Origin of the sequence: Pedobacter gandavensis, assembly GCF_032678465.1 — a bacterium.
Classification (GTDB): domain Bacteria; phylum Bacteroidota; class Bacteroidia; order Sphingobacteriales; family Sphingobacteriaceae; genus Pedobacter; species Pedobacter gandavensis_B.
In genome coordinates this window covers 78293-104149 of the sequence record NZ_JAVTSK010000007.1, presented here as the reverse complement: position 1 = coordinate 104149, position 25857 = coordinate 78293, and the positions used below count along the sequence as shown (strand labels likewise).

General features: G+C 39.9%; 21 protein-coding genes and 1 pseudogene. 17 read left to right on the top strand and 5 right to left on the bottom strand.

What is annotated here, in order from left to right:
- The first annotated feature begins 58 nt into the window (after positions 1-58).
- From R2Q94_RS14200 to R2Q94_RS14175, 6 genes are all read left to right on the top strand, one after another.
- Positions 59-1243, top strand: a complete 1185-nt coding sequence (locus R2Q94_RS14200) for a class I SAM-dependent RNA methyltransferase (protein ID WP_316822128.1) — start codon at positions 59-61, stop codon at positions 1241-1243.
- 95 nt (positions 1244-1338) lie between these two features.
- Positions 1339-1599, top strand: a complete 261-nt coding sequence (locus tag R2Q94_RS14195; protein ID WP_316822127.1) for a helix-turn-helix transcriptional regulator — start codon at positions 1339-1341, stop codon at positions 1597-1599.
- Positions 1600-1660: 61 nt separating this feature from the next.
- On the top strand, positions 1661-2308 hold the full coding sequence (locus R2Q94_RS14190; protein WP_316822310.1) for an HD domain-containing protein: 648 nt from the start codon (positions 1661-1663) through the stop codon (positions 2306-2308).
- Positions 2309-2342: 34 nt separating this feature from the next.
- Entirely contained in the window at positions 2343-3368 is a 1026-nt protein-coding gene (locus R2Q94_RS14185; protein ID WP_316822126.1) for a sensor histidine kinase, read from the top strand.
- A gap of 146 nt (positions 3369-3514) precedes the next feature.
- Positions 3515-4156, top strand: a complete 642-nt coding sequence (locus R2Q94_RS14180) for a DUF47 domain-containing protein (RefSeq protein ID WP_316822125.1) — start codon at positions 3515-3517, stop codon at positions 4154-4156.
- A 13-nt stretch (positions 4157-4169) separates the two neighbouring features.
- Entirely contained in the window at positions 4170-5180 is a 1011-nt protein-coding gene (locus R2Q94_RS14175) for an inorganic phosphate transporter (RefSeq protein ID WP_316822124.1), read from the top strand.
- 136 nt (positions 5181-5316) lie between these two features.
- Here R2Q94_RS14175 and R2Q94_RS14170 read toward each other — a convergent pair whose 3' ends face one another.
- Together R2Q94_RS14170 and R2Q94_RS14165 are read right to left on the bottom strand one after the other, a co-directional pair.
- Positions 5317-6576, bottom strand: coding sequence for a carboxypeptidase-like regulatory domain-containing protein (locus tag R2Q94_RS14170; RefSeq protein WP_316822123.1), 1260 nt, complete (start codon positions 6574-6576; stop codon positions 5317-5319).
- A complete protein-coding gene (locus tag R2Q94_RS14165) occupies positions 6569-7147 on the bottom strand; it encodes a sigma-70 family RNA polymerase sigma factor (RefSeq protein ID WP_316822122.1) in 579 nt (192 codons plus the stop codon). The genes R2Q94_RS14170 and R2Q94_RS14165 overlap by 8 nt, the downstream gene beginning before the upstream one ends.
- A 99-nt stretch (positions 7148-7246) precedes the next feature.
- On the opposite strand from R2Q94_RS14165, the gene R2Q94_RS14160 reads away from it, so the two are divergent.
- The 7 genes and pseudogenes from R2Q94_RS14160 (at position 7247) to R2Q94_RS14130 (ending at position 15873) form a co-directional block, all read left to right on the top strand.
- Positions 7247-9214, top strand: a complete 1968-nt coding sequence (locus R2Q94_RS14160) for a YfbK domain-containing protein (protein WP_316822121.1) — start codon at positions 7247-7249, stop codon at positions 9212-9214.
- Positions 9201-9983 carry a DUF4197 domain-containing protein gene (locus R2Q94_RS14155; RefSeq protein ID WP_316822120.1) on the top strand — a complete coding sequence of 261 codons (783 nt, stop codon included), beginning with the start codon at positions 9201-9203 and terminating at the stop codon, positions 9981-9983. The genes R2Q94_RS14160 and R2Q94_RS14155 overlap by 14 nt, the downstream gene beginning before the upstream one ends.
- Before the next feature lie 122 nt (positions 9984-10105).
- Positions 10106-11329, top strand: a pseudogene (locus tag R2Q94_RS14150) (DEAD/DEAH box helicase); the annotation flags it as partial.
- Between the two features lie 237 nt (positions 11330-11566).
- Positions 11567-12847 (top strand): replication-associated recombination protein A, encoded by a 1281-nt coding sequence (locus R2Q94_RS14145; RefSeq protein ID WP_316822119.1) that lies wholly within the window; start codon positions 11567-11569, stop codon positions 12845-12847.
- Between the two features lies 1 nt (position 12848).
- Positions 12849-14327, top strand: coding sequence for a DUF5687 family protein (locus R2Q94_RS14140; protein ID WP_316822118.1), 1479 nt, complete (start codon positions 12849-12851; stop codon positions 14325-14327).
- Positions 14324-15022, top strand: a complete 699-nt coding sequence (locus R2Q94_RS14135; RefSeq protein ID WP_316822117.1) for an ABC transporter ATP-binding protein — start codon at positions 14324-14326, stop codon at positions 15020-15022. Before R2Q94_RS14140 ends, R2Q94_RS14135 begins: the two co-directional genes overlap by 4 nt.
- 170 nt (positions 15023-15192) lie before the next feature.
- On the top strand, positions 15193-15873 hold the full coding sequence (locus R2Q94_RS14130; RefSeq protein WP_316822309.1) for an OmpA family protein: 681 nt from the start codon (positions 15193-15195) through the stop codon (positions 15871-15873).
- A gap of 76 nt (positions 15874-15949) precedes the next feature.
- On the opposite strand, the gene R2Q94_RS14125 is transcribed toward R2Q94_RS14130, so the two are convergent.
- Entirely contained in the window at positions 15950-16315 is a 366-nt protein-coding gene (locus tag R2Q94_RS14125; RefSeq protein ID WP_316822116.1) for a hypothetical protein, read from the bottom strand.
- Between the two features lie 117 nt (positions 16316-16432).
- Here R2Q94_RS14125 and R2Q94_RS14120 point away from each other — a divergent pair, with 117 nt between their 5' ends.
- Both R2Q94_RS14120 and R2Q94_RS14115 read left to right on the top strand, forming a co-directional pair.
- The gene (locus R2Q94_RS14120) at positions 16433-17446 is read left to right on the top strand and encodes a Gfo/Idh/MocA family oxidoreductase (RefSeq protein WP_316822115.1); all 1014 of its coding nucleotides are present in this window, start codon (positions 16433-16435) and stop codon (positions 17444-17446) included.
- Positions 17447-17449: 3 nt separating this feature from the next.
- Positions 17450-18232, top strand: coding sequence for a zinc-dependent peptidase (locus R2Q94_RS14115; RefSeq protein WP_316822114.1), 783 nt, complete (start codon positions 17450-17452; stop codon positions 18230-18232).
- Between the two features lie 14 nt (positions 18233-18246).
- Here the strand turns inward: R2Q94_RS14115 and R2Q94_RS14110 are convergent, their stop codons facing one another.
- Positions 18247-19236, bottom strand: coding sequence for an alpha/beta hydrolase (locus R2Q94_RS14110; protein WP_316822113.1), 990 nt, complete (start codon positions 19234-19236; stop codon positions 18247-18249).
- An 85-nt stretch (positions 19237-19321) separates the two neighbouring features.
- Between R2Q94_RS14110 and hutH the strand changes: the two genes are divergently transcribed.
- Positions 19322-20830 (top strand): histidine ammonia-lyase, encoded by a 1509-nt coding sequence (gene hutH, locus R2Q94_RS14105; RefSeq protein WP_316822112.1) that lies wholly within the window; start codon positions 19322-19324, stop codon positions 20828-20830.
- A gap of 168 nt (positions 20831-20998) precedes the next feature.
- Here hutH and R2Q94_RS14100 read toward each other — a convergent pair whose 3' ends face one another.
- Complete coding sequence (locus tag R2Q94_RS14100) at positions 20999-23299, bottom strand: TonB-dependent receptor (RefSeq protein WP_316822111.1); 2301 nt, start codon at positions 23297-23299, stop codon at positions 20999-21001.
- Between the two features lie 793 nt (positions 23300-24092).
- Here R2Q94_RS14100 and hutU point away from each other — a divergent pair.
- Positions 24093-25745, top strand: a complete 1653-nt coding sequence (gene hutU / locus R2Q94_RS14095) for a urocanate hydratase (RefSeq protein WP_316822110.1) — start codon at positions 24093-24095, stop codon at positions 25743-25745.
- The last annotated feature ends 112 nt before the right edge of the window (positions 25746-25857 follow it).

Here is a 25857-nt window from a genome sequence, read left to right as displayed (position 1 = left end):
TATTCTCGTACAAAGTTCAAATCTCTATATTTTTATTGATAACTTCGCACAATATATTATGCAAGTTTTCCACACAAAAAGCAAGGTTATCTTAACCTGCAACAAGCGATTATCGCCATATCTACAGGCAGAAGTTAAAGCCCTGGGCTACACTATTGTTAGGGATTTTCCTACAGGAGTAGAGTTGAATATAACCCTTACTGAATGTATCAAGTTAAATTTAAACCTGAGATGTGCCAGTCAGATTTTATATTGCTTAAAAAGCTTCAAAGCCAATAACCCGGAAGAATTGTATCGGGAACTGGTAGATATGGAATGGGAATCACTGATTGATTTCTCAGGATATTTCTCGGTAACTTCTAATGTGGATAACCCTACCATTACTACACCTCTTTTTGCCAATTTAAAAGTAAAAGATGCTATTGTAGATCGCATTAAAGGCAAAAAAGGAATCCGTCCAAATTCAGGATCGGATGCAAATAAAGCAGTGGTACACCTATATTGGAAAGACAGTGAGGCGGATATTTTTATTGATACCTCTGGCGAGACTTTGGCCAAACACGGGTATCGTAAAATCCCTGGAAAAGCACCTATGCTGGAAGCTTTGGCGACTGGAGTAATCATGAGCACGCAATGGGATCAAAAATCACCATTTGTGAACCCGATGTGTGGATCTGGAACACTGGCAATTGAGGCTGCCTTACTGGCCACAAACCGTCGACCGGGATTATTTCGCATGAACTATGGTTTCATGCACATCCTGGGTTATGACGAAGAAGTATTCTTTGCAGAACGCCGTATTCTGAAAGATCAGGTAATTAAAAATGTAGACCTGACAATTATCGCAACCGATCTTTCTGAAGATGCTGTAGATGTGAGTCGTAAAAATGCCAAGACTGCTGGCGTGGATACCCTGATTACTTTTGAAGTATGCGACTTCGCAGACACTGTGGTTCCTGAAGGTGGTAAAGGTGTAGTTGTTTTCAATCCGGAATACGGAGAGCGCCTGGGTGTGCATTCCCAGCTGGAAGCCACCTATAAAAGAGTAGGCGACTTTATGAAACAACATTGCAAAGGTTATTTTGGTTACATCTTCACTGGAAATCCGGATCTGGCGAAAAAAATCGGCCTTAAAGCCACTAAAAAGATCGAATTCTACAATGGTAAACTAGATTGCCGTATGCTGGAATATGAATTATATGACGGGACCAGAAGAGCTGAGCCTAGGGAGTCGGCAAATTAATTTAGAGAAAAATTGTTTTTTTTTCTTTTTTAACATCTATTCTTGTTTAGTTTACGTTTATACTTTTGAATAAACGTAAACTAAACTTCCCAAACATGAATGAGCAACTCGAAATTAACGTAAGAGAGATTCCTTCCACCATCAAAAAGATCAGGAAAATCAAGTCCTTAACCCAGGAGTATCTTGCGGCAAAACTCCACATCTCTCAAAATGCCTACAGTAAAATTGAACTAGGACATAGTAAACTGACTGTAGAGCGCTTATGCCAGATTGCAAATATCCTGGATGTCAAACCCAATCAATTACTTTATTTTAAGCCCGCAGAATTTGTAGAAGCTTTAAGGGCTTCCGGTTAATTCTCCATATCATTTTTTTTCCGAATGATTTCAGATACTTTTGCTTCAAAGCAAGATTATGATGAATAGCATCCTGGAAAACACCATCGCATTTGTTAAAAAAACCCTAGCAAGTGCGGAAGCCGGGCACGATTGGTTTCACATTGAACGTGTGTACAAGAATGCCCAGCACATTAACGAAACTGAAAAAGGTGACGAACTAATTGTGGCCCTGGCCGCTTTATTGCATGATATAGCCGACCCTAAGTTTAATCAAGGGGATGAAGAAATAGGCCCAAAAATGGCCGGAGACTTTTTGACGGAACAGGCTCTTGATCCTGAGCAGATTCACCATGTCCAGGAAATTATCAGAAATCTAAGCTATAAAGCCAGCCTGGGAACAGTGACCTTTCACTCTAAGGAACTCGATATTGTACAGGATGCAGACCGATTGGATGCTATCGGTGCCATTGGTATTGCCCGTGCATTTACCTATGGTGGTTACAAAAACAGGGTATTATACGATCCTGAAATCGCCCCAAACCTTCACATGAGCAAGGAGGAATACAAAAATGCCACCACCCCTACAATCAATCATTTTTACGAAAAACTTTTGAAATTAAAAGACCTCATGAAAACGAGTACCGGAAAAGAAATTGCCACTCAACGTCATGATTTTATGCTGGTTTATCTCGATCATTTCTATAAAGAATGGGAAGGAAAGATTTAACATTTAATTTAAATCTAAATTGTAAATTGCCTGCATGAAGTTAAGTGTCCTCGTTTTAATTGCTGCATTTGCAGTGGGCCTATCAATAGGTTTGGTAAATTTCTACTTCCAACAAAGCTGGTATTTTATGATCGTGTCTTTTGGTGTTGCCTTTATGACCAGCTTTATCGTATTTTACTATCTTCTGGAAAAGTATATCTATTCTAAAATTGTACTGATCTATAAACTAATCCACAATTTAAAGTTGGGAAGAGATTTAAAAGATGCTTTAGGAGAATATGTAAGTAGCGACCCCATTAATGATGTGGAACATGAAGTGAAAGAATGGGCAGGTGCAAAAAAAAGGGAAATTGATATTCTGAAAAAACAGGAACAATTCAGAAGAGAATTTTTATCGAATGTCTCTCATGAATTTAAAACACCATTATTTGCCATACAAGGTTATATCGAAACTTTACAGGATTGCCTAACAGATGATCCAGACATGGCACTGAAGTTTTTAAAAAAAGCCGAAAACAATGTAGAACGTTTAAGTTATCTCATTAATGATCTGGATTCTATCTCAAAATTAGAAACCGGAGAGATTCCGATCAATTATACCAAATTTGATTTTGTATTGCTGACCAAAGAAGTAATGGAAGGTTTGGAGGACAAGGCAAAAACAAAGAACATTATCTTATCCTTCAAGGATAAATATACACATCCTGCTTATGTAAATGCCGATCGGGAGAAGATTCGCCAGGTGATGATTAACCTGATCCAAAATTCTATCAAATATGGTAAGGAAAATGGTTCTACAGCCATCAAAATTTTCGAACTTCATGACCAATATCTGGTTGAAGTAACTGATGATGGGATAGGCATTGAAGAAAAACACCTTCCCCGTTTGTTCGAACGTTTCTACAGAATCGATTCTCACCGATCCAGACAGGAAGGTGGTACCGGACTCGGCCTTGCCATAGTAAAACACATCTTAGAAGCTCATCAACAGATCATTTCAGTAAGAAGTACTTTGCAAATCGGGACTACTTTTGCCTTCACTTTGGAAAAGATTGGTTAACAATGACAAAGCTTTTTTAAAATAACTTAACACTTAACATTAACTTAACATTACACTCATACTTTTGTATCATATTTTATAAGTAGGATGGCCAGGGCATTATGCAGGTTTTCATCTGACAATTAAAACAAAATATAATATAACAGATGAATAGCATTTTTAAGTTCTTCACGCCAAAAGACAAAAAATTCCAGCCATTATTCGAGCAGGCAGGTAGCAATGTATTGAAAATTTCTGAGGCACTATTACTTGCACTAAGTTCAACGGACCTGGAAAAAAGAAAAGAATACATTAAAGAAGTAGAACGTTTAGAGCATGTTGGGGACGACATTACGCATTCGATCTTCTTAGAATTAAGCAAGAATTTTATTACGCCATTCGACAGGGAAGATATCCATGCCTTAGCAAGTGCAGTTGATGATATTGCAGATTACATTCATGCTTCTGCAAGCAACATTGAACTTTACAATATTGTTAACATTGGTGATGCAATGATCAAGCTAGCAGAATTGTTAGTAGAGATGTGTACCGATTTAGATAAAGCCATTAAAGAATTGAGAAGTTTCAAAAACATCCGCGTAATTGCTGATGCTTGTGTAAGAATCAATAGTGGTGAAAATCAGGCGGACTATGTAACTAACCTTGCTATTGCACGTTTATTCGAATTTGAAACCAATGCGATTGAGCTAATTAAACAAAAAGAAGTACTGCAGACCTTAGAAATGGCTACAGATAAATGTGAAGATGCAGCAAATGTGTTGGAATCTATTTTGGTAAAGAACGCTTAAACCTTCAATAAAAATGGTAACTACCTTATTGGTTGTTGTAATCTTCCTGGCTATTGCCTTCGATTATATCAATGGCTTTCATGATGCAGCAAATTCAATTGCAACCATTGTATCCACGAAAGTATTATCACCTTTTCAAGCAGTGTTATGGGCCGCGGTCTTCAATTTCGCTGCATATTTTTATTTCACTGACCATAAAGTAGCCAATACAATCGCGAAAACGGTAGTGGAAAACTTCATCACACTGGAAGTAATCCTTGCCGGATTACTGGCAGCAATTACCTGGAATCTTTTCACCTGGTGGTTTGGAATTCCTTCCAGTTCTTCACACACCCTGATTGGTGGTTTTGCTGGAGCTGGTATGGCAAAAGCTGCGACCCTAGGTGTAGGTGTAATGGAAGCAATTAACATTGCTCCAATCCTGAAAGTAGTAGCCTTTATAGTGCTTGCTCCGGTCATCGGGATGGTGATCTCCGTGATTATATCAATTATTATCCTCCATATTTCTAAGAATGCACGCCCATCTGTTGCAGAGAAATGGTTCAAAAGATTACAGCTAATCTCTTCTGCTGCCCTGAGTTTTACGCACGGTGGTAATGATGCTCAGAAAGTAATGGGTATCATCTACGTAGCAATGGTAGCTGCAAACGTCCTTAAAACTGGTGATTCAATGCCAGAATGGATTCCAATCTCCTGTTACGCGGCAATCGCATTAGGAACAATGAGTGGTGGTTGGAAAATCGTGAAAACAATGGGCTCTAAAATTACAAAAGTGAATGCTTTTGAAGGGGTAGCCGCAGAAACTGCTGGTGCCGTAACTTTAGGAATCACAGAGCACTTTGGTATTCCAGTATCTACTACACATACGATCACAGGATCTATTGTTGGCGTAGGCTTACTAAAAAGAGTATCCGCAGTACGTTGGGGAGTTACAGTGAGCTTATTGTGGGCATGGGTATTGACCATTCCGGTATCTGCTACACTTGCAGCTTTAGTATACAGCGTGATTCACCTTTTCTTTTAGAACTTTACACTCCTATGCTCAGCAAGGGAGTTATACAGATCATGTTGGGCGTATATCCCATAAAAAAAACCGGAACATAGATTCCGGTTTTTTTTATGCCGATCGCTGTCGGTTAAATCGGTATCATTAAATAAATCTAAAATTTAATGCTTATTCTGACTCTTCCTTCCGGGTTTAAAGGTTGTTCCCATTTTGGTCCTTCAGAAATCAGTCTAATGGCTTCTCTCTCATACTTTTCTCCCATTGATCTTAAGAATTTAAAATCATATGGTTTTCCATCTTTTCCAATCAAAAAGCTGATATCTAGAGTTGCGCCTAGCTGTTGTGTCCTGGTCAGCTGATTGTTTTCCTGAAGATACTTATTGAATTGCTCCCAGCCCCCAGTTGGATAGAAGGCTGAGCCAATCATCAGTTGTTTTTTCAAAATAATGTCTACAGGCTCATTTATTCGTGCAACTTTTACATTAGACGCAAAACCAGGGTGGCTAACCGAAATGTTATAATTTTCTGAAATACTGTCGGTCGGTATTTTAAATTCTCCATTTTGGTCTGTAAGCGCATTTACCGCTGTTGTTGCCGGCAGAACACGTATTTCTGCACCTGACAATGGTTTCCCATCCAGATCTGAAATCACCTTCCCCGATAACATGGGCCTTATCATCGTCGCGGATTGTATCGATTTTGCCATCGGACTAGAATAAGGACTTCTCGAGACTTCAACGCCTGCAACTCTTGAAGGCAATGTTTCTGAAAGTCCGGCCTCTTCATTAACCCTTGCTACTTTCTTCTTTGCATTTGAAGCATAGCTATTGGATTTTGCGCTCCGCTGAATCGCCCCCTCTACAATGAGCGCTTTACGCTCGGCATCTGCAATCGACAAGGATGCTACAGTTGCAGGAGTTTTTTCAGTGGCATTTGTTTTTGGTTTTTTATTTTGTGCTATTGTTCCTTTTACTGCATCAGCCAAAGCTGGAGGAACGACATCGGCATTGGGTGCAGCAGATACACCCGATGCTGTGTTTTCAGGCTTAATGCTGACATCAATTGCTTTGCCCTGCTTAGCCAATTGATTTTGTTGCGCCACTTCTTTCATCCAGAAAATAACACTCACTGCAATAAATAGTACTGCTGCTGTTGCCGCAATACTCAGCCTTTGCCAGGTGATCACCTTTGTTTTCTTAGCTACCTGCTGTTCCGAAATCCGTTCTTTCAACTGTTTTTGAAGCAAAGAAATCGATGCTAAAGAGCGCTTAGGAGAAGCACTAAGTCCGGCCAAAGCTTCGGCCACGAAAGGATCCTCCAGAGCTTCCCGCTCCACCTTATTCATGGTTTTTGCGTCCAGCTTACCGTCCAGATAATCTTCTAATACTCCTATATCCAACCAATCGTTATTCACCACTATTTTTTTCTATACAAATTTTCAAGTTCCGTTTTCCATTCTGGATGTAACTCTTCACCTTCAACATTTCATATCCGGTAAGGTCTGCAACTTCTTTATAACACTTTTCTTCCAGGTAGAATAATTGCACACTGATGCGTTGCTCTTCCGGCAATTTTTCCATACACCGCTCCATCACAGTCAATTTCTCTTCCTTTGTTTTATCTATATCAAGATGCACAAATTCTCTGTTTTCCACAAAATTATCCTCAATGGAGACTGTCGTATGTTTGGAATTTTTACGAATGGCCATCAGACAATGATTCCTGGACAATACATGAAGCCAACTTTTAAAGTTCTGCACATCATGAACTTTTAGCTTAACCACGAGTTCCTCGAAAATCTGCATTACTGCATCTTTGCTTTGTTCCTCATCCTTCAGATAGTTGAGGCAGACCCCGAAAACCAGGTGCATATACTTATTGTACAATAGACCCAACGGTTCCAGATCGCCGCTGATTTTATATCGAGCAATCAAAGCAGCATCGTCCTGCTCCTGAATTCTAGTGGTATTTTTAATAAACTTCAATTGCGATTTGGAACATAATTCGATCAAGTATAAAAATATTTTCTGATAATGGTATGGAAATTCTTCAAAGCTTACATCATTCTGTAAATCAACGAAATTATGAAAAAGCTATTCTTTCCCATTTTCTTTGTACTGGTACTTCTTGGATTTAATGCTTCTGCTTTGAAAAAAATACAAGGAAAAGTGACCGAAATCGGTATAAAAAAACCTATCGCTGGTGTATTGGTAAGTAATCTCTCCGGGAGTAAACAGACCACCACGGATAAAAATGGTCAATATGTGATCTTTTTAGAAAATGGGGATCTAGAATTGCGTTTTGAAAGTCATGGGTATATCCCCCAACGACTCAGTATTGTAAAGAAAAGCATATTAAATGTTCAGCTGACTGCCGGAATGGAAAAATCGAAAATAGTTGTCCTGACAAAGGAAATAACTATGAATCAAAGTAAAAAAGCCCTTGCCCTTCCTGGAATTGCCAATTCAGCTATGTTGATGGGTAGAACACCAGGGGTAATGATCGGCAGGGTAAATCCTAGACCTTCCGACCTGCATTATAACGGCCTAATACCAGAGGGTAGTAAGAAAATCTCCTCACAAAACTGGAATACAGAAAGCTACGCCTCTATCGTTGAAAACACTTTTATGCTCCCCTTGAAAAATCCACTTTCAACTTTTTCAATTGATGTAGATGCTGCTGGTTACAGCAATGTACGCCGTTATCTGAATAATGGCGGATTACCACCAAAAGATGCCATTAGGATTGAGGAAATGATCAATTATTTTGACTACGATTATCCACAACCTACAGGAAATGACCCCGTAAATATCCTAACAGAAATCGCAAATGCGCCATGGAATCCGCAGCACAAACTCGTAAAGATGGCTTTGCAGGCAAGAAAAATAAAAACAGAGCGTTTGCCGGCTGCCAATCTGGTCTTCCTGATCGATGTCTCAGGTTCTATGGCTCAAGCCAACAAACTACCTTTATTGATTTCATCTTTTAAATTACTAACAGATCAGTTGCGTCAAAATGACCGTGTTGCCATTGTGGTTTATGCCGGAAGGTCTGCTTTGGTGCTTCCTTCTACACCTGGCACTGCAAAAACAACCATTAAAGATGCCTTAACCAAGCTGGAAGCAGGTGGCTCTACAGCAGGTGGTCAGGGCCTGGAACTGGCTTACAAAGTAGCTGCAGAAAACTTCATCCTTAAGGGAAACAACAGGGTAATTCTTGCTACAGATGGGGATTTCAATGTTGGGATTTCAAGTGATGAGGAAATGAAAAAATTGATTGAAGAGAAAAGAAAAAGTGGAATCTTCCTAACGGTTCTTGGTTATGGAATGGGCAATTACAAAGACAGTAAAATGGAGATGCTTGCTGATAAAGGCAATGGCAATTACGCCTATATCGATAACATCAGCGAAGCTAGAAAAGTACTAATTAATGAATTTGGAGCCACCCTGTTTACAGTAGCAAAGGATGTCAAGCTGCAGGTTGAATTCAATCCTTCAAAAGTACAGGCTTATCGGTTAATTGGCTATGAAAACCGCTTACTAGAGGATAAAGATTTTAATGACGATCGTAAAGATGCCGGTGAAATGGGTTCCGGTCATACGGTAACTGCCTTTTATGAAGTCATCCCTTATGGGGTTCAAAGCTCATTTAGCCCATCCGTTGACCCATTAAAATACCAGGAAAATGTAAGTACCCGTTTCCAAAATAAAAGTCCGGAAATGCTAACGGTAAAACTTCGTTATAAACAACCTGATGGTGATAAAAGTCAACTACTCCAAAAGGCAGTATTGGATACCACTTTCCCCTATAGTGCTGCCAGTGACAATTTCCGTTTCGCTGCCGCCGTGGCAGAGTTTGGACTGCTTTTACGCCAATCGGAATTCAAGCAGGAAGCCAATTTTGACCAGGTGATTAATTTGGCCCAGGCTGCACAAGGAAAAGACACAGAAGGTTACCGTGCTGAGTTTTTAAAATTAGTAAAGTCGACTGCCTTATTGGCCAAAGATTTGCTTAGTATTGAAAACACAAACAAATTCAATGAAAAAAACTAGTATTTATTTGATCGCCACCTGCTTTATCAGTCTAAGCAGTATCGAAGCACAAAGTCAGACAAAAATCGGTAAAATTTTAAAAAAGGTGAGCGAAGCTGCAAAGCCTGCAACCACCAATACATCAAATAGCGTGACTGGAACAACGGGTACACCGAACAGTTCTGAAATCGGATTTGGGATTAAAGAAGCTTTGGAATTAGGAATAGGCAGAGGTGCGGATTTACTTTCTGCAAAAGACGGATTTATGGGCAATGCAGCAGTAAAAATCCTTTTCCCTCCTGAAGCACAAAAGGTAGAAAAAACCTTACGCAGCGTTGGTTTAGGTTCTTTAGCCGACAATGTGGTATTGAGCTTAAACAGAGCCGCTGAAGATGCTGCAAAAGAAGCAAAACCAATCTTTGTTTCTGCGATTAAACAAATGACTATCGCTGATGCGACCAATATCCTATTGGGACAACAGGATGCTGCAACTAACTATTTTAAAAGAGTAACCTCTGCACAGCTGATGGAGAAGTTTCAACCGGTGATCACGAATAGTTTAAGTAAAGTTGGTGCCGCAAAATATTGGGGTGATGCAACCAAACAATACAATAAAATTCCAATGGTGAAACCTGTCAACACAGACCTATCCAGCTATGTAGCACAAAAAGCAATCGACGGAATGTTTATCCAGGTCGCTCAGGAAGAACTTAAAATCAGAGACAACCTTGGTGCAAGGTCAACCCCATTATTACAAAAAGTATTCGGTTACGCTGATCAGAAAAAATAATCAACATGGGCTTATAAATTAATAATCAAGCCCATGTAAGTACTAAACCTTCTAAAAAACATTAGACAACTAATAAATAAAAGGTTACTTTTATAGGATAATACTAACAACATAGAAGTATATTGGATTTCAAAGATTTTAATTTTAACCCTGATTTATTAGAGGGTTTATTAGCCATGGGTTTTCGCAATGCGACACCCATCCAACAAGAAGCTATTCCGTTAATTCTAGATAAAAAAGACTTAATTGCCTGCGCACAAACAGGTACTGGAAAAACTGGTGCTTACCTGTTGCCGATCATGAACATGATCAGCATGACCGAAAATCGTCATAACAACACCTTGATCCTGGCGCCTACACGGGAGCTTGCTCAGCAAATAGATTTACAGGTAGAAGCACTCTCCTATTTCACTAACATCAGCTCCTTAACAGTTTATGGTGGTGGTGATGGGATCGCCTATGAGCAGCAAAAACGCTCCATGCGCGAAGGGGTAGACATCATCATTGCCACCCCCGGACGTTTAATCTCTCATCTTTCTTCTGGAGTATTGAAACTGGATCAGTTACAACATCTCGTATTGGATGAGGCGGATAGAATGCTGGATATGGGTTTTTATGATGACATTATGCGCATTGTAAGTTTCCTTCCAAAGAAAAGACAAACGGTATTGTTCTCCGCAACGATGCCTCCTAAAATAAGAACTCTTGCAGGCCGCTTACTCCACAATCCGGAACAAATTAGCATCGCAATTTCTAAACCTGCTGCAGGAATCAACCAACAGGCCTACCTTGTTCATGACAGTCAAAAGGTAAAATTACTGACAGAACTGATGAAAAATTCAGCCTTTCCAAGTGTGTTGATCTTTGCCTCTACAAAAGAAAAAGTGAAGAACCTGGGTAAGGTATTCCGTGGCTTAGGATTTAAAGCCGAAGCTTTCCATTCCGATTTAGGACAAAAAGAACGTGAGGCGATTTTATTGGAATTCAAGAATAAACGTGTTCCGGTATTGATTGGAACGGATGTTTTATCGAGAGGAATTGATGTGGAAGGAATCAGTCTGGTCATTAATTATGATGTACCTCATGATCCGGAAGATTATATCCACAGAATCGGAAGAACAGCAAGAGCTGCCACTACCGGAACTGCGATCACGCTGGTGAATGAAAAAGACAAACGTAAATTTGCAAATATTGAAAAGCTGATTGATAAAACAATTGACAGAATGCCACTTCCTGAACATTTTGAAGCAGTTCCGGCAGATGTCGTTGATTCGTCAACAGAAAAGAAGTACGACAGAAAAAAACCGAAGCGTAAAACCTGGGGTAAAAAACCCAAAGGAAAAAATTCAGGACAAACTACTGAGCGTCATACAGCAGCAGCCAGTCAGTCTGATGCTGTAAATGTCGCTACAGGTAGTAATAATCCAAAGCCAAGGCCTGAAAAATCTGTTTCTGCAACTTCGGCTTCAAATCATCATGATTCAAAGACAAATAGAACAGGTTCAGAAAGCCCGGCGAGCAAAGCAAATACATCGTCGGATACTACGGCACCGACAAATGAATAGGAACAAAATCTACCAATTATGCAAAACCTACCTCCTTTAGCAGAGCGTATGCGCCCACAAAATCTGGATGAATATGTGGGTCAGCAGCACTTAGTAGGTCCTGATGCCGTATTGCGTAAAGCCATTCAAAGCGGGCAACTCCCATCAATGATTTTTTGGGGCCCGCCGGGTGTTGGAAAAACTACTCTTGCTTATATCATATCCCAGACTTTAGACCGCCCTTTTTTTAACCTGAGTGCAATCAATTCAGGGGTAAAAGACATCAGAGATGTCATCGACCGGGCAGCAGCGCTAAAAGATAGTTTTATGGGCCTCCCCATTCTCTTTATTGATGAAATCCACCGCTTCAGCAAATCACAACAAGATAGTTTATTAGGTGCCGTAGAAAGAGGACTGGTTACTTTAATCGGTGCAACCACAGAAAACCCCTCTTTTGAGGTGATCTCCGCCTTACTTTCACGCTCACAAGTCTATATTTTAAAATCACTGGACGAAGAAGAACTTTCCGGCTTATTGCAAACTGCAATTAAACAGGACAGCGTTTTGAAAGAGAAAGACATCACCATCAAAGAACATGAGGCCTTGATTCGGTTATCAGGCGGTGATGCCAGAAAGCTATTAAATGTACTGGAAATTGCCATCAACGGTATAGGTGCTGATAAAATTGTGCTGACCAATGAAAGTGTTTTAAAACATGCCCAACAAAATCTGGCGCTATACGACAAAGCCGGAGAGCAGCATTATGACATTATCTCAGCATTTATTAAAAGTATTCGGGGCAGTGATCCAAATGCCGCTGTTTATTGGTTGGCCAGAATGATTGAAGGTGGTGAAGATCCTTCTTTTATTGCAAGAAGATTATTGATTCTTGCTGCCGAGGACATTGGCAATGCCAACCCTAATGCCTTATTAATGGCCAATAACTGTTTTCAGGCAGTCAATGTAATTGGCTATCCGGAGTCTAGAATTATTCTTTCCCAGGCTGTGACCTATATGGCCTCTTCTGTAAAAAGTAACGCTGCCTATGAAGCCATAAATAAAGCTCAGGCATTGGTGAAACAAACTGGGAATTTACCCGTCCCATTACATATCCGTAATGCACCAACCAAATTGATGAAAAATATTGGATATGGAAAGGACTACAAATACTCACATGGGTATGAAGGGAATTTTTCTGAACAGGAATATTTCCCTGAAACTTTAAGTGGCACTAAATTATATGACCCGGGAAAAAATCCTGCAGAAGATAAGCTTAGGGAGAAATTAAGACAAAACTGGAAAAATAAATACAACTATTAATATGCTTTCAACCTTCCTAGACCATCAATGGAAAGCCTTTTGGCGCTCAAAAAATAAAGGCGGAACAATTGCAACACAATTGCTGATTGGTTTTGTAGTCCTTTATCTACTGGCATTGGCACTGATCCTTGGTTTAAATCTGGAGGTATTTATTGCAAAAGCATTCCCCAAAAAAGATGTATTTGAAGTTTTCAATGGCGTCATCCTCTATTATTTTGCGATTGATTTTCTGATGAGGATGCAATTACAGGATCTGCCAACCATGAGCGTTGTTCCTTACCTTCACCTAAAGATTCCAAAAAGAAAGCTTGTTAATTTTTTAAATGTCAGGGCGCTGTTTTCTGCATTTAATCTGTTGCCCCTGTTTTTGTTTATCCCCTTCTGCTTAACCGCAATCTCTAGTGTATATAGCCCTATTACAGGTACGATGTACATCATTTCCATTGTTTCATTGGTGATCTTTAACAATTATGCCGCTCTATATATCAAAAGGCTGAGCATACAACACCTGAAGCTTGTACCAATTGTATTGTTAACCATCGTTACTTTGGGTTTACTGGAGTATTTTAAAGTCTTTTCTATTGCAGCAATTTCAAACCAGATTTTTAGCTTCATTACAGATCAGCCTTTCGCCGCATTGAGCTTTAGCTTTTTGGCGGTTGGGATGTTCTTATGGAATGCCCGATACCTGAGAAATAACCTATATGCAGAAGAGTTGAGCGGTATTGAAGAAGTTAAAACAAGTACAGACTACCCTTTTCTGGATCGCTTTGGAAAGGTCGGCGCTTTAGCTGCGTTAGAAATTAAGCTCATTCTTAGAAATAAAAGAAGCCGATCTGCGATCACGATGAGTATGATCTTTTTGTTTTATGGTTTCATCTTCTATAAAAAAGAGTTGTTAGACAAGGATCATCTTGCCATGATGCTTTTTGCTGCGGTATTTATGACAGGGAACACCATCAGTATATATGGACAATTCATGTTTGGCTGGCAGTCTTCACATTTCGATGGCTTGATGGCCAATAAAATTGATGTTAGAGATTTTATACGGTCGAAATTTCTGTTATTCACATTATTCTCCACATTTACGACCCTGGTGGCCTGTTTATATGGGTTTATAAGCTGGAAAATATTGGCTGTACAATTTGCCGCGTATCTTTATAATATAGGAATAGGAACCATTTTAGTCCTATACTTTGCCACACGAAATTATAAATCGATGGACCTCAGTAAAGGTTCTACTTTTAATTTCCAGGGTGTAGGTGCTGCGCAGTGGATATTAGGGCTACCTTATTTTTTAAGTCCATACCTTATCTTTCTTCCCTTTTCGATGAGTGGTCACCCTTACTGGGGCCTGCTCGCCTTAGGATTGTGTGGCCTTGCCGCCTTCCTGACACGTGAGTTCTGGGTAGATTTTTTAGCAAAAGAGTTTAATAAAAGAAAATACAAAATTGCAGCTGGCTTTAGAGAAAAATCATGATTTTAGAAATTTCAAACTTAAAAAAGACTTACGGCAACAAAACTGTAGTCAATATTGAGTCCTTACAGATTAATGCTGGGGAAACAGTGGGGATTGTGGGCAACAATGGCGCAGGTAAAACCACGATGTTTAGAATGATGTTAGACCTGATTCGTCCCACAGCAGGGGAAATCAAGTCCAAAGGAGAATTGGTTGGCAGTTATGACAGCTGGAAAGATTATACTGCCTCTTATCTGGATGAGGGTTTTCTGATTGATTACCTTACCTCTGAAGAGTATTTCATGTTTATAGGCAGTTTGCACCAGATGACCGCAGCGCATGTATCCGATTATCTTCTGCAATTTCATGATTTCTTCAACGGTGAAATTCTAAATAAAGGCAAGTATATCAGAGACTTCTCTAAAGGAAATCAGAATAAGATAGGTATTGCAGCATCGCTGATGCAGAACCCAGAACTCCTGATTCTGGACGAGCCTTTCGCCAATCTTGATCCAACCACACAGATTCGTCTCAAAACGCTGATTCGCTCCCTAAAAGAAGAACGTCAGATGGCGACCTTGATTTCCAGTCATGATTTGAACCATGTCACTGACGTATGTGACAGAATCATCCTTATGGAAAAAGGACTGATTATTAAAGACATACACAAAACAGAAAATACATTGAGCGAATTAGAAGCTTATTTTGCAGAATAGCATAAATTATTGTACAGAATTATAGTCAGTTTTTAACTATTTTTTGATGCTTTCATTGATTTCGTGCTGACCTTTGTCTCATAAATTATTCTAATGACACAATAATTTTACAAAACATGAATTTGGCACTAGGTTTGATTAACGGTCTGGGTAAAATAAATTATAAAACTATGGTTACTTCAAAATTTAAAATAGCAGCATTTAGTATCGCTTTAGCTATGGGTGCAATGACATTTCAGGGCTGTGATAGTTTAACTAAAACACAAAAAGGCGCAGGTATTGGTGCTACTGCGGGCGGTGTTCTAGGTGCTATTATCGGAAAAAAGGCGGGTAACACTGCTGTTGGGGCTATCATTGGTGCTGCTGTTGGTGGTACAGCCGGTGGTTTTATTGGAAAAAGAATGGATAAACAAGCAGCAGAGATTCAAAATGCAATCCCTAATGCTGAAGTTATCCGTGAAGGTGAAGGTATTATTGTGAAATTTGATAGTGGTATCCTTTTTGGATTCGACAAATCTGATTTGACTCCTGCTGCTAAAACTAACGTCCAATCATTAGCAGCCTCTCTTACTAAATATCCTGGAACGGACATTAAAGTAATTGGTCATACAGACAACATTGGAAAAGAAGCCTATAACATGGCCCTTTCTGAGAGAAGAGCAGCAGCAGTAAAAGCTTATGCAGTTTCTCAGGGTGTTCCGGCATCACGTTTAATTACTATTGGAAAAGGTATGTCTGAGCCAATTGCTGATAACAGTACTGAGGCTGGAAGAGCTGCCAACCGTAGAGTTGAGGTGGTAATTGTTGCAAATGATCAATTGAAACAACAAGCTACACAACAAGGCAAATAATTAGCACATCCACATCTACCTATAAATAAAAACCCGTCGTACTTTGTACTTCGGGTTTTTTATGTGATCAGATTTTTTATTCAGCTTCTTGTTCCGCTGTACCGTAGATATCTTCAAAATAAGTAACGGTAAGTGACTTCAGTAACAATTCCTGCTCCATCATTGCAAATGAAGGAACGGGTTTAATGAGCTTCCAATGCGGCCATCCATCCTGGTCTAATCCTTCCAGTTCATAAAAGCCCATTTCACTTAACAAACGGCAAGTTGCAATATGCATGAGTTCTTCCTTTTGTCTTTTACTATACTTGCCAGGTCCTTTGCCTAACTCCTGCACACCGATTAAAAACAGCATTACCTTTAAATCGGGTTCATCAGAATCAAACTCCTGAGCTATCTTTTTTTGCAAAGTTTTCCATTTTGCGTGTATTTCTGCAGGTTTCATATCACAAAGATACAAATTAGCGCCAGCGCTTTATTACATTAAAATTAAGGGTTTAGTCAAGGGTTTTGTTATTTTAGCCTATATCAGCTCAATACTTGAAAGCACAATTATATACCTATGAAAAAAACAATAATAACAGGTCTGATGGCCTATGGAATGTCGGGCAAAGTGTTTCATGCCCCTTTTGTAGCAGCACACCCCGGATTTAAACTGCATGCTGTAACAGAGCGGAATCAGAAAAGTGCGGCAGCAGACTACCCTGGAATCATCAGCTATACTACAATTGAAGATTTACTCAATGATGACGCAATCGAACTGATCATCATCAATACACCAAACAATACCCACTACGAATATGCGAAAAAGGCATTGATGGCCGGAAAACATATCCTGGTAGAAAAGCCATTTACGGCTACTGCTGAAGAGGCTAAAGAAATCCTAGCATTGGCTAAAGAACTGGGGAGAAAAGTACTTTTCTATCAAAATAGGAGATGGGATAGTGATTTCAGGGCTGTAGCTGAAGTCATCGCAAGTGGTAGACTGGGTAAATTAAGTGAGGTACATTTCCGTTACGACAGATACCGTTCTACCATTGGTGTAAAGAGTTTTAAGGAAGAACCAGTTGCTGCAAGTGGCTTAATGTACGACCTTGGTCCACATTTATTGGATCAGGCAATTAGCATTTTCGGTAAGCCCGTATCTTTTCATAAAATTCTAGGTAAAAACCGTATAAATACACAGGTTGATGATTATTTCTCCATTCATTTAAGTTATTCTGATAGTGTAAATGTATTTGTCCATTCTAATATGATGGTTGTTGAAGCTTTACCAGCATTCATAATTAATGGAACCAATGGTTCTTTACATAAATATAGAACAGATGCACAGGAAGCACAATTACTTGCAGGCATGAAATTAGATGATCCTGCTTATGGTATTGAAGCTCCAGGAACCGAAGGAAAACTATACTTACTGGATGAGGCTGGAGTAAAAACAACGCATACGATCCCAGCATTAGCAGGAAGCTACCTGCCTTTATTTGAGGCGGTATATCAAAGTATAGTAAATAATCAGCCATACCCTGTAACAGAAGAGCAGGTAATTACGCAATTGGAAATTTTGGAGGCTTAACTTATGCAGGCATTTTTCATACTGATCCCCATTTTGTTATTGGTGATCTACTTTATTTTTAGGAAAGACAGTCATCGGAATTACGTGATGCTAAGTGAGGAAGATAAACAAATGCTCTTTCAGCATGTCGTTTATTACCAACACCTCACCGTAGAGGACCGTTTAAGGTTTGAGCAGCGTATTTCTGCATTCCTCGCAGAGGTTCATATCGAGGGCGTAGGTACCCCAGTAACTGTACTTGATAAGTTATTGATTGCCTCCAGTGCGGTGATTCCGGTATTTGGCTTTGAGGACTGGCATTATCGCAACCTGACGAATATCCTTTTATATCCGGATACCTTCAATGAAGAGTTCCAATATGAAGGGGGCCAAAGAAATATTTTAGGAATGGTGGGTTCTGGATATATGAACGGCCAGATGATCTTATCCAGAGCCGCGCTGATCAAAGGATTTTCCAATGCCGCAGATAAGGAAAATACAGCCATTCATGAGTTTGTTCATCTACTGGATAAATCAGATGGTGCAACAGACGGTATTCCAGAAAACCTGATGAGGCATGAATATGTGATGCCCTGGGTTCGGATGATTCATGAGGAAATGAAAAGAATTGAAAAAGGAAAATCGGATATTAACCCTTATGCCATCACCAATGAGGCAGAGTTTTTTGCTGTAGTATCTGAATACTTTTTTGAAAAGCCAGAGCAATTTAAGTCGAAACACCCTGAGTTATATGAAAGCCTGGCCGAGATATTTTCGCAGGATCTGGCAGCAGACCGGCCTTCATAGCTGGAGGGCATTCTTTATAGACTGCCCAATAAAGCCACATTGAATTCTGTGGGTACTTCTATATGTGGAATGTGCCCACAGGCTTCAAACTCTACCATCTTTGCCCCTGGAATTTTAGCAGCAGTTTGCTTACCTAAGAACCGGTATTGTCCATATAAGGTTTGCTGATCCGGGCTCAATAGTGCTTTCCCCACAATGGTCTTATCTTCCTTCCCGATAAACAAAATAGTAGGGACACGGATGTTAATAAATTCCTGAACCACCGGTTGCTCGTAGATCATGGTATAGGTCATCGCATTCACTCTAGCCAATCTTGGAAAATCGGCACTTTTGGTCATACCTCCGGCAATACGAACCAGTTCATCATACTCAGGCTTCCAAACCGTAAAATAAGATGTCTTGTAGTATTTTTTGACACTTTCTGCCGTTGCTTTTAGTTCCGATTGATATTGCTGATCGGTACTCACATAAGGGATGAAATTGCGATAATCCTCCAGGCCAATCGGATTTTCCAGCAATAATTTTTCTGTATTTTCCGGAAACATTAATGCGAAGCGTGTAGCCAGCATTCCACCCATAGAATGGCCCAGGATATTCGCTTTCTGTATCCCTAGAGTGTCCAGCAATTGTTTAGTCCAACGTGCCAGCTGATGAAAGCTATAATGAATATAGGCTTTAGAAGATCTCCCGAAACCAATTTGATCCGGGACAACTACCCGAAATCCGCGATCGGCTAATGCTTTAATCGTATTCGTCCAATAGTATCCCCCAAAATTTTTACCATGAAGTAAGACCACAGTTTTACCATTAGCCTTACCCAATGGCGCCACATCCATATAAGCCATATTTAAATCCTGTCCTTCAGTATGGATAGGGAAGTATTTTACGGCATAAGGATATTTAACATTTTCTAAGGTGATAGAAAGGGTATCGGCTTGTTGTGCCAAAGTCGCTGTGCCACTGAAAAGTAAACACAGGTAAAGAGCAACTTTTTTATAAAACATAAACTGGTTTTTAGAAAAAACAATAATAGGAACTGAAAGTTCTAAACTTAAGCATTATTTATATTTTTGGGGAAATATAAAATGTATGAGCAGTCACCAAATAGGTTTGGAGCGGTTAACTATGGGTCAGATTTCCAGGATTATCGCCGAAAAACAATTGCTAAAATTATCCGACGCAGCCATTGCAAAAATTGAAAAATGCAGGAGTTATCTGGACGATAAATTACAACGTCATGAAGGTCCAATTTATGGGATAAACACCGGTTTTGGTTACCTACAACATGTAGAAATTGAATCAGAGAAGCTTTCCCAGCTCCAACACAATCTGCTCCTATCCCATGCTTGTGGAACTGGAGAGGAGGTGCCACCTGAAATAGTTAAATTGATGTTGTTATTAAAGATTCAGTCTTTAAGTTATGGGCATTCTGCAATAGCATTGACTACCCTTTCCCGTTTGGTCGACTTTTACAACTACGATATTTTGCCAGTGATTTACACCCAGGGTTCATTAGGTGCTTCAGGTGATCTGGCACCTCTTGCTCACCTCTCCTTACCTTTAATCGGCGAAGGTATAGTATGGTATCAGGGAGAGAAAATAACGGTGTCGGTACTGTATGAAAAATTAGGTTGGGAAGCATTAAAACTACAATCTAAAGAAGGATTAGCCTTAATCAACGGAACACAGTTTATGAGCGCTTATGGCGTTTTTTGCTTATTGAAAGCACAAAAACTGATGAACTGGGCAGATGCGATTGCTGCCATATCTATAGATGGTTTTGATTGCAGAATTGATCCTTTTGAAACCTTTAGCCATGTGATTCGTCCTCATGCCGGACAACTGCATACCGCAGCCAATATTACTAAATGGCTTGCAGGAAGTGAACTAATTGGCAGAAGTGGGAAACAAACACAGGATCCCTATTCTTTCCGATGTGTACCTCAGGTTCATGGAGCAAGTAAAGACAGCATCCACTATATCCAGTCGGTATTCGAGACAGAAATCAATTCGGTTACCGATAACCCAAATGTGTTTCCTGATGAAGACCGGATTATTTCAGCCGGAAACTTCCATGGCCAGCCTTTGGCCTTAACATTGGATTTCCTTTGTATTGCCCTTGCGGAATTAGGCTCAATCTCTGAAAGAAGAACTTTTCAATTGATTTCAGGACAAAGAGGTCTGCCACCGTTTCTGGTGAAAAATGCAGGTTTAAATTCTGGACTAATGATTACTCAATATACAGCCGCATCAATTGCCAGCGAAAACAAACAGTTATGTACCCCATCATCGGTAGACAGTATCGTCTCCAGCAATGGTCAGGAGGACCACGTAAGTATGGGTGCAAATGCAGCCACAAAATGTTTACGTGTACTGAATAACCTGGAAAGAATTTTGGCGATTGAGTTACTCACTGCAGCACAAGCTCTAGATTTAAGAAAACCTTTACGTTCTTCTAAAGCCATAGAAAATCTGCTTTCTAATTACAGGTCCGTAGTTTCTTTTAATGAGGCCGATCGCTTACTAGCGCTTGACATCGCTGCTTCTATTACATTTTTAAGAACAAAGGAAGAACTCTTGAAAACAGAATTGACCTAATATATAATTCCATTAACCTATTCATGTGTCATATTCAACAATGGACTGTGATCAGAATAGAACCGGTTTCCAGTACCGCTTCATAAAAATGCCCCAGAGATTTTAAAAATCCTGGGGCAACTTATGAAATATATTTTCGCGATAAGGCGCTTTTTAGATCAATCCTGGTTACAGAAAAGGCACACTGATACCAAAGGTCACATTCCTTCCAGTATTGTAAATCCCTTCCATTTTGTACCTGCTCAAATGGTTAAAATACTTTTTATCCAGTAAATTCTGACCAGTTACCCAAAGGTTCAATTTTCCTCTTTTGGTATTGATGCTTGTTCCAAGTCCTGCGTCCAATAAAGTATATCCATCGGTTTGAGTTTCAAAACTATCAAAACGGGCCTGCTTCAATACATTCGTTAAACCAACTTTCATATAAGTTCCTGCAAGGCCTTTGATATTCGGTTCAAAGCGCAATTCATTATTGATAGATGCCGCAGGGATAAAAGGCAATGGCTGATCATTTGCACGGTTTGTTCCTTTTACATAGGCAAAAGAATTTTCAAAATGTAGCGATTTAATCAGGTGGAAATCCATTGAAGCCTCTCCCCCAATTAAGTCTGCATTGGTTTGTACAAACCGATAAACAGGTAATGTTTCTGTCATCCCATTCCCATCACTAATACCAGTGACTTCGTTATTGAAATTTCCTGAATAGATATAATTATAGATTCGATTCGCATATGCATTTAGTCCGAAAGTAACGGCATTAGCTGTATACTCCAATCCGAGATCAAATTGTAAACTTGTTTCCTGTTTAAGGTTTGAGTTTCCAATTTCATACCTGAATGTTCCTTCATGACGACCATTAGCAGCCAATTCCGCAATATTTGGTGCACGGAAGCCTGTACCTGCATTTCCTTTTAGCACCAGGTTTTTGGCAACTTCATAAGCAAAACCTACAGAACCGGACACATTGGAAAACTGGTTGTCAAAGGCAGTAAATAAAGGTTCCCCATCTACGGCTAAGGCCTTTCCATTTATCTTTTTATAATCATAACGCGCACCAATATTGATTGCACCTTTATCGAAGTTACGTTTCAGGTATACAAAAGCACCAATGTTGTTACTATTATAATCAGGAATTAAAAACTCATCCCCTTTATTTAGATTATTTTGGTACATACCCTGAACACCAATGGCTGGCTCCCATTTACCCGCATTCGGGAAATAGTATTTCACATCATAGGTATAAGAATTCAGGTTTAGATTCAAGCCCGGTTCAGTTGTACTTTCTTCAAATTCCTTTCTGATATTACGCTGAAATGCAAAGGTTGTTTTCAGCTGTCCTGTACCAAGGATGAAATTACTATTTAATGCTGCCCTATAATGATTAATGTTTTGAAAGGGCAATCCTATTCTACGTTCCCTTGCTTCAGCTTTACTCACTACGTTACCATCCTCATCTAAATACGCTCCTTGCTCATCAGGCCCACGTTCTACTAAACCAATATTGGTCTGAAAGCGCGAAAAAGTTAAATGAGAATATCCCCAGCTCTTATTCAGACCTAGCATCCCGTTCACATTAAACTCATTAAAACCAGAATTTGGGACTACAGCACCTTTATATGCAAAGCCATACGCATTTTTATAGGAAGCACGACCACGATACACGAATCCATCATCGTTGCCCTGAAGCATTAAAGAAGAAGCTGTTAATCCATTATTTGTAGCATAGGAACTGGTAAAATTCCCATTAAAGGACCCTGGAGGAGGCACAAGATCATCAATAATGTTGATGACGCCACCCAGAGCATCAGACCCGTAAAGTAAACTTGCAGGACCTTTTAGAATTTCTACTCTTGCAGCAGAAAACTGATCTACCTCAATTCCATGTTCATCACCCCATTGCTGAGCTTCTTCTCTTGCTCCATCTACCATGGTCAACACCCGGTTGTACCCTAATCCACGGATCGTTGGCTTAGAGATTGCTCCCCCTGTGCTCACCTGTGAAATTCCGGGAACTTTTGAAATGGCATCTACTAAGTTTGTACCGGCAGCCTGAGCTAATTTATCTTTCCCTACTGTCACTACCGACAAGCTATTGGTTTTATTATTGGCACTAAAAGGTGATCCCGTAATCACCACTTCCGCACCTTCTATGGCAGAAGTTTCCATCGCAATATTCAATCTATTGATTGTACTTAGGTCTACAATTTGTGAAAAGGTCTTATAACCTACAAAACGAACTTCAAGAAGAAACCTCCCCTTTGAAGGTATATTTTTTAACGTAAACTCTCCATTTACATTGGTACTCGTTACCGCTTTTAAATCGCTGATATAAACCGTAGCGCCAACCAAGGGTTCATGATCCCCCGCATCGGTAACTCTACCTTTAAAATCTGCCAATCCAGAGGCAAATAAAGGGCTTGAAAATAAGGTGTACCATAAGACTAAAAATACCAGATGTATCTTTTTCATGTGCTGATATGTGTTTGGATGGAATGAGATCAACAAACCATCAAATTGGCCGAAGCCAACAATTTCGTAAATATTAGATTGAATAATAAGGCTGCAATTAGCCATCCCTTTGAGGCAAATTATTACACTGCCATATTTTAATTGCCATCCAGGCCATCTTTACCCACGCCTACAAAGGAGTAGACTTCAAGATTAAGACGACTTTACAAGAACAACAAATTAGTGTTTCCTGGCAACAACAACATGTATCAGCAAATTAAATGCAGGACCAATACCCCTGTAAACAAAGCATCCAAATGCAAACTAATCCTGAAATCAGAAAATAAAATTTAGCATAATTGCTATGGTCAACAATGTAAATGATCCCTCGGGGAAAAGAAAAAACTATACGAAAGGAGGCCCTCTTAGGGATGTACTGATTAACGCTGCATACGAACCGCTTAATACAGGATAATGTTTGATGACAGGTTTGTTTTCCAGATAAACCTGAAACTGAACCTGCTCATGTAAATAATTTTTTTCGAAATGTGCAGCACATACCAGACAGGTTTCCACATGACTCCCAACATGCAATTTATGAGTACATATTTTTTCATTCTGACAGGCTACCTCTTCCTCATGGTGATGGAAAGCGCTAAAGGGAGTCAAAGCTATCGCAAATACCCAAAGCAATGTTATGGATATAATTTTATGGATATGTTGCTGACGCTTTTTCAATTTCGAGTGCTAAATTACGCAATCTCACATAATTACATACATTTGTTTTATAACATTGCCCTTACATGACCGCATAATGGATTTAAGTTTAGATTTAAGTAAAAAACAAACCCCAACCGGAAATACATTGACTTGTAAAGGATGGGTGCAGGAAGCTGCATTGCGTATGCTCCTGAACAACCTTGACCCCGAAGTAGCTGAACGTCCAGAAGAGCTCATCGTTTACGGAGGTCGTGGGAAGGCCGCTAGAAATAAAGAAGCTCTAGCATTAATCGTTAAAGCTCTTCAAAATTTAGAAGAAACAGAAACTTTATTAATTCAATCCGGAAAACCTGTTGGAGTTTTACCAACACATAAGGATGCCCCTAGGGTTTTGATTTCAAATTCGCAACTCGTTCCTAAATGGGCCACACAACAACATTTTGATGAACTGGAAGATAAAGGTCTGATGATGTATGGACAGATGACCGCAGGATCCTGGATCTATATCGGCTCTCAAGGCATCGTTCAGGGAACTTATGAAACTTATGCTGCCTTAGCACGCAAACATTTCAACAGTAACCTGAAAGGCAAATTGAATGTGACCGCAGGATTAGGAGGCATGGGTGGCGCGCAACCATTAGCGATTACCATGAACCAGGGGGTTTGCCTGGCCGCCGATGTAGAAGAATGGCGCATTCAAAAACGCCTGGAAACACGGTACATTGACGAAATTGAATACGATATCGATAAGGCAATCGACAAAGCATTACAATATAAAAAGGATGGAAAAGCGCTATCGATTGGTGTAGTTTGTAATGCGGTAGATTTATTACAGCGACTCATTGACCGTAACATTACGCCTGATACGCTAACAGATCAGACTTCTGCACATGACCCACTGATTGGTTATTTCCCAGAAGGACTAACGGTAGAAGCAGCTAATGAACTGCGTAAAACAGATCCGGAGCATTACGTGAAAAGAAGTTACGAGACGATGGCTAAGCATGTCCGTCAGATGCTGGAACTGCAAAATCGTGGTGCCATCACCTTCGATTATGGCAATAATCTTCGCGGAAGAGCATTAGAAGTAGGTGTGACAAACGCTTTCGACTTTCCGGGCTTTGTTCCTGCTTATATCCGTCCACTATTTTGTGAAGGAAAAGGTCCTTTCCGATGGGCTGCACTTAGCGGGGATCCACAAGACATCTATGAAACAGATAAATTGATCCTGGAACTTTTCCCGGAAAATGAAAGTCTGAAACAATGGATTACTATGGCTCAGGAACGCATTGCTTTCCAGGGATTACCTGCAAGAATATGCTGGTTAGGGCAGGGAGAAAGAGAAAAAGCTGGTCTCGCCTTCAATAAATTGGTAACAGATGGCAAAGTAAAGGCACCTTTAGTGATTGGAAGAGATCATCTGGATACCGGATCTGTAGCCTCTCCAAACCGGGAAACAGAAGCTATGTTGGATGGTTCTGATGCAGTGGCCGACTGGCCAATACTTAATGCCCTGATCAATACTGCCGGTGGTGCCAGCTGGGTATCTTTACACCATGGTGGTGGCGTAGGAATCGGATATTCTATCCATGCCGGTATGGTGATCGTTGCCGATGGTACTGAAGATGCGGCAATCCGGATCAAACGTGTATTACATAATGATCCGGCTATGGGTGTAATCAGACATGCCGATGCAGGATATGATATTGCAAAAGACACCCTGAGAAAACACAGACTTGGCTTATAAAGCAATTCGTATTTTCCTGAACCTATTCACATTTCCTTTACCACAATACGTTTTTATTACAAAACCGTGATGGAATAATAAGCTAAATTAGGCGGTCTGCGAAACTAAGCAG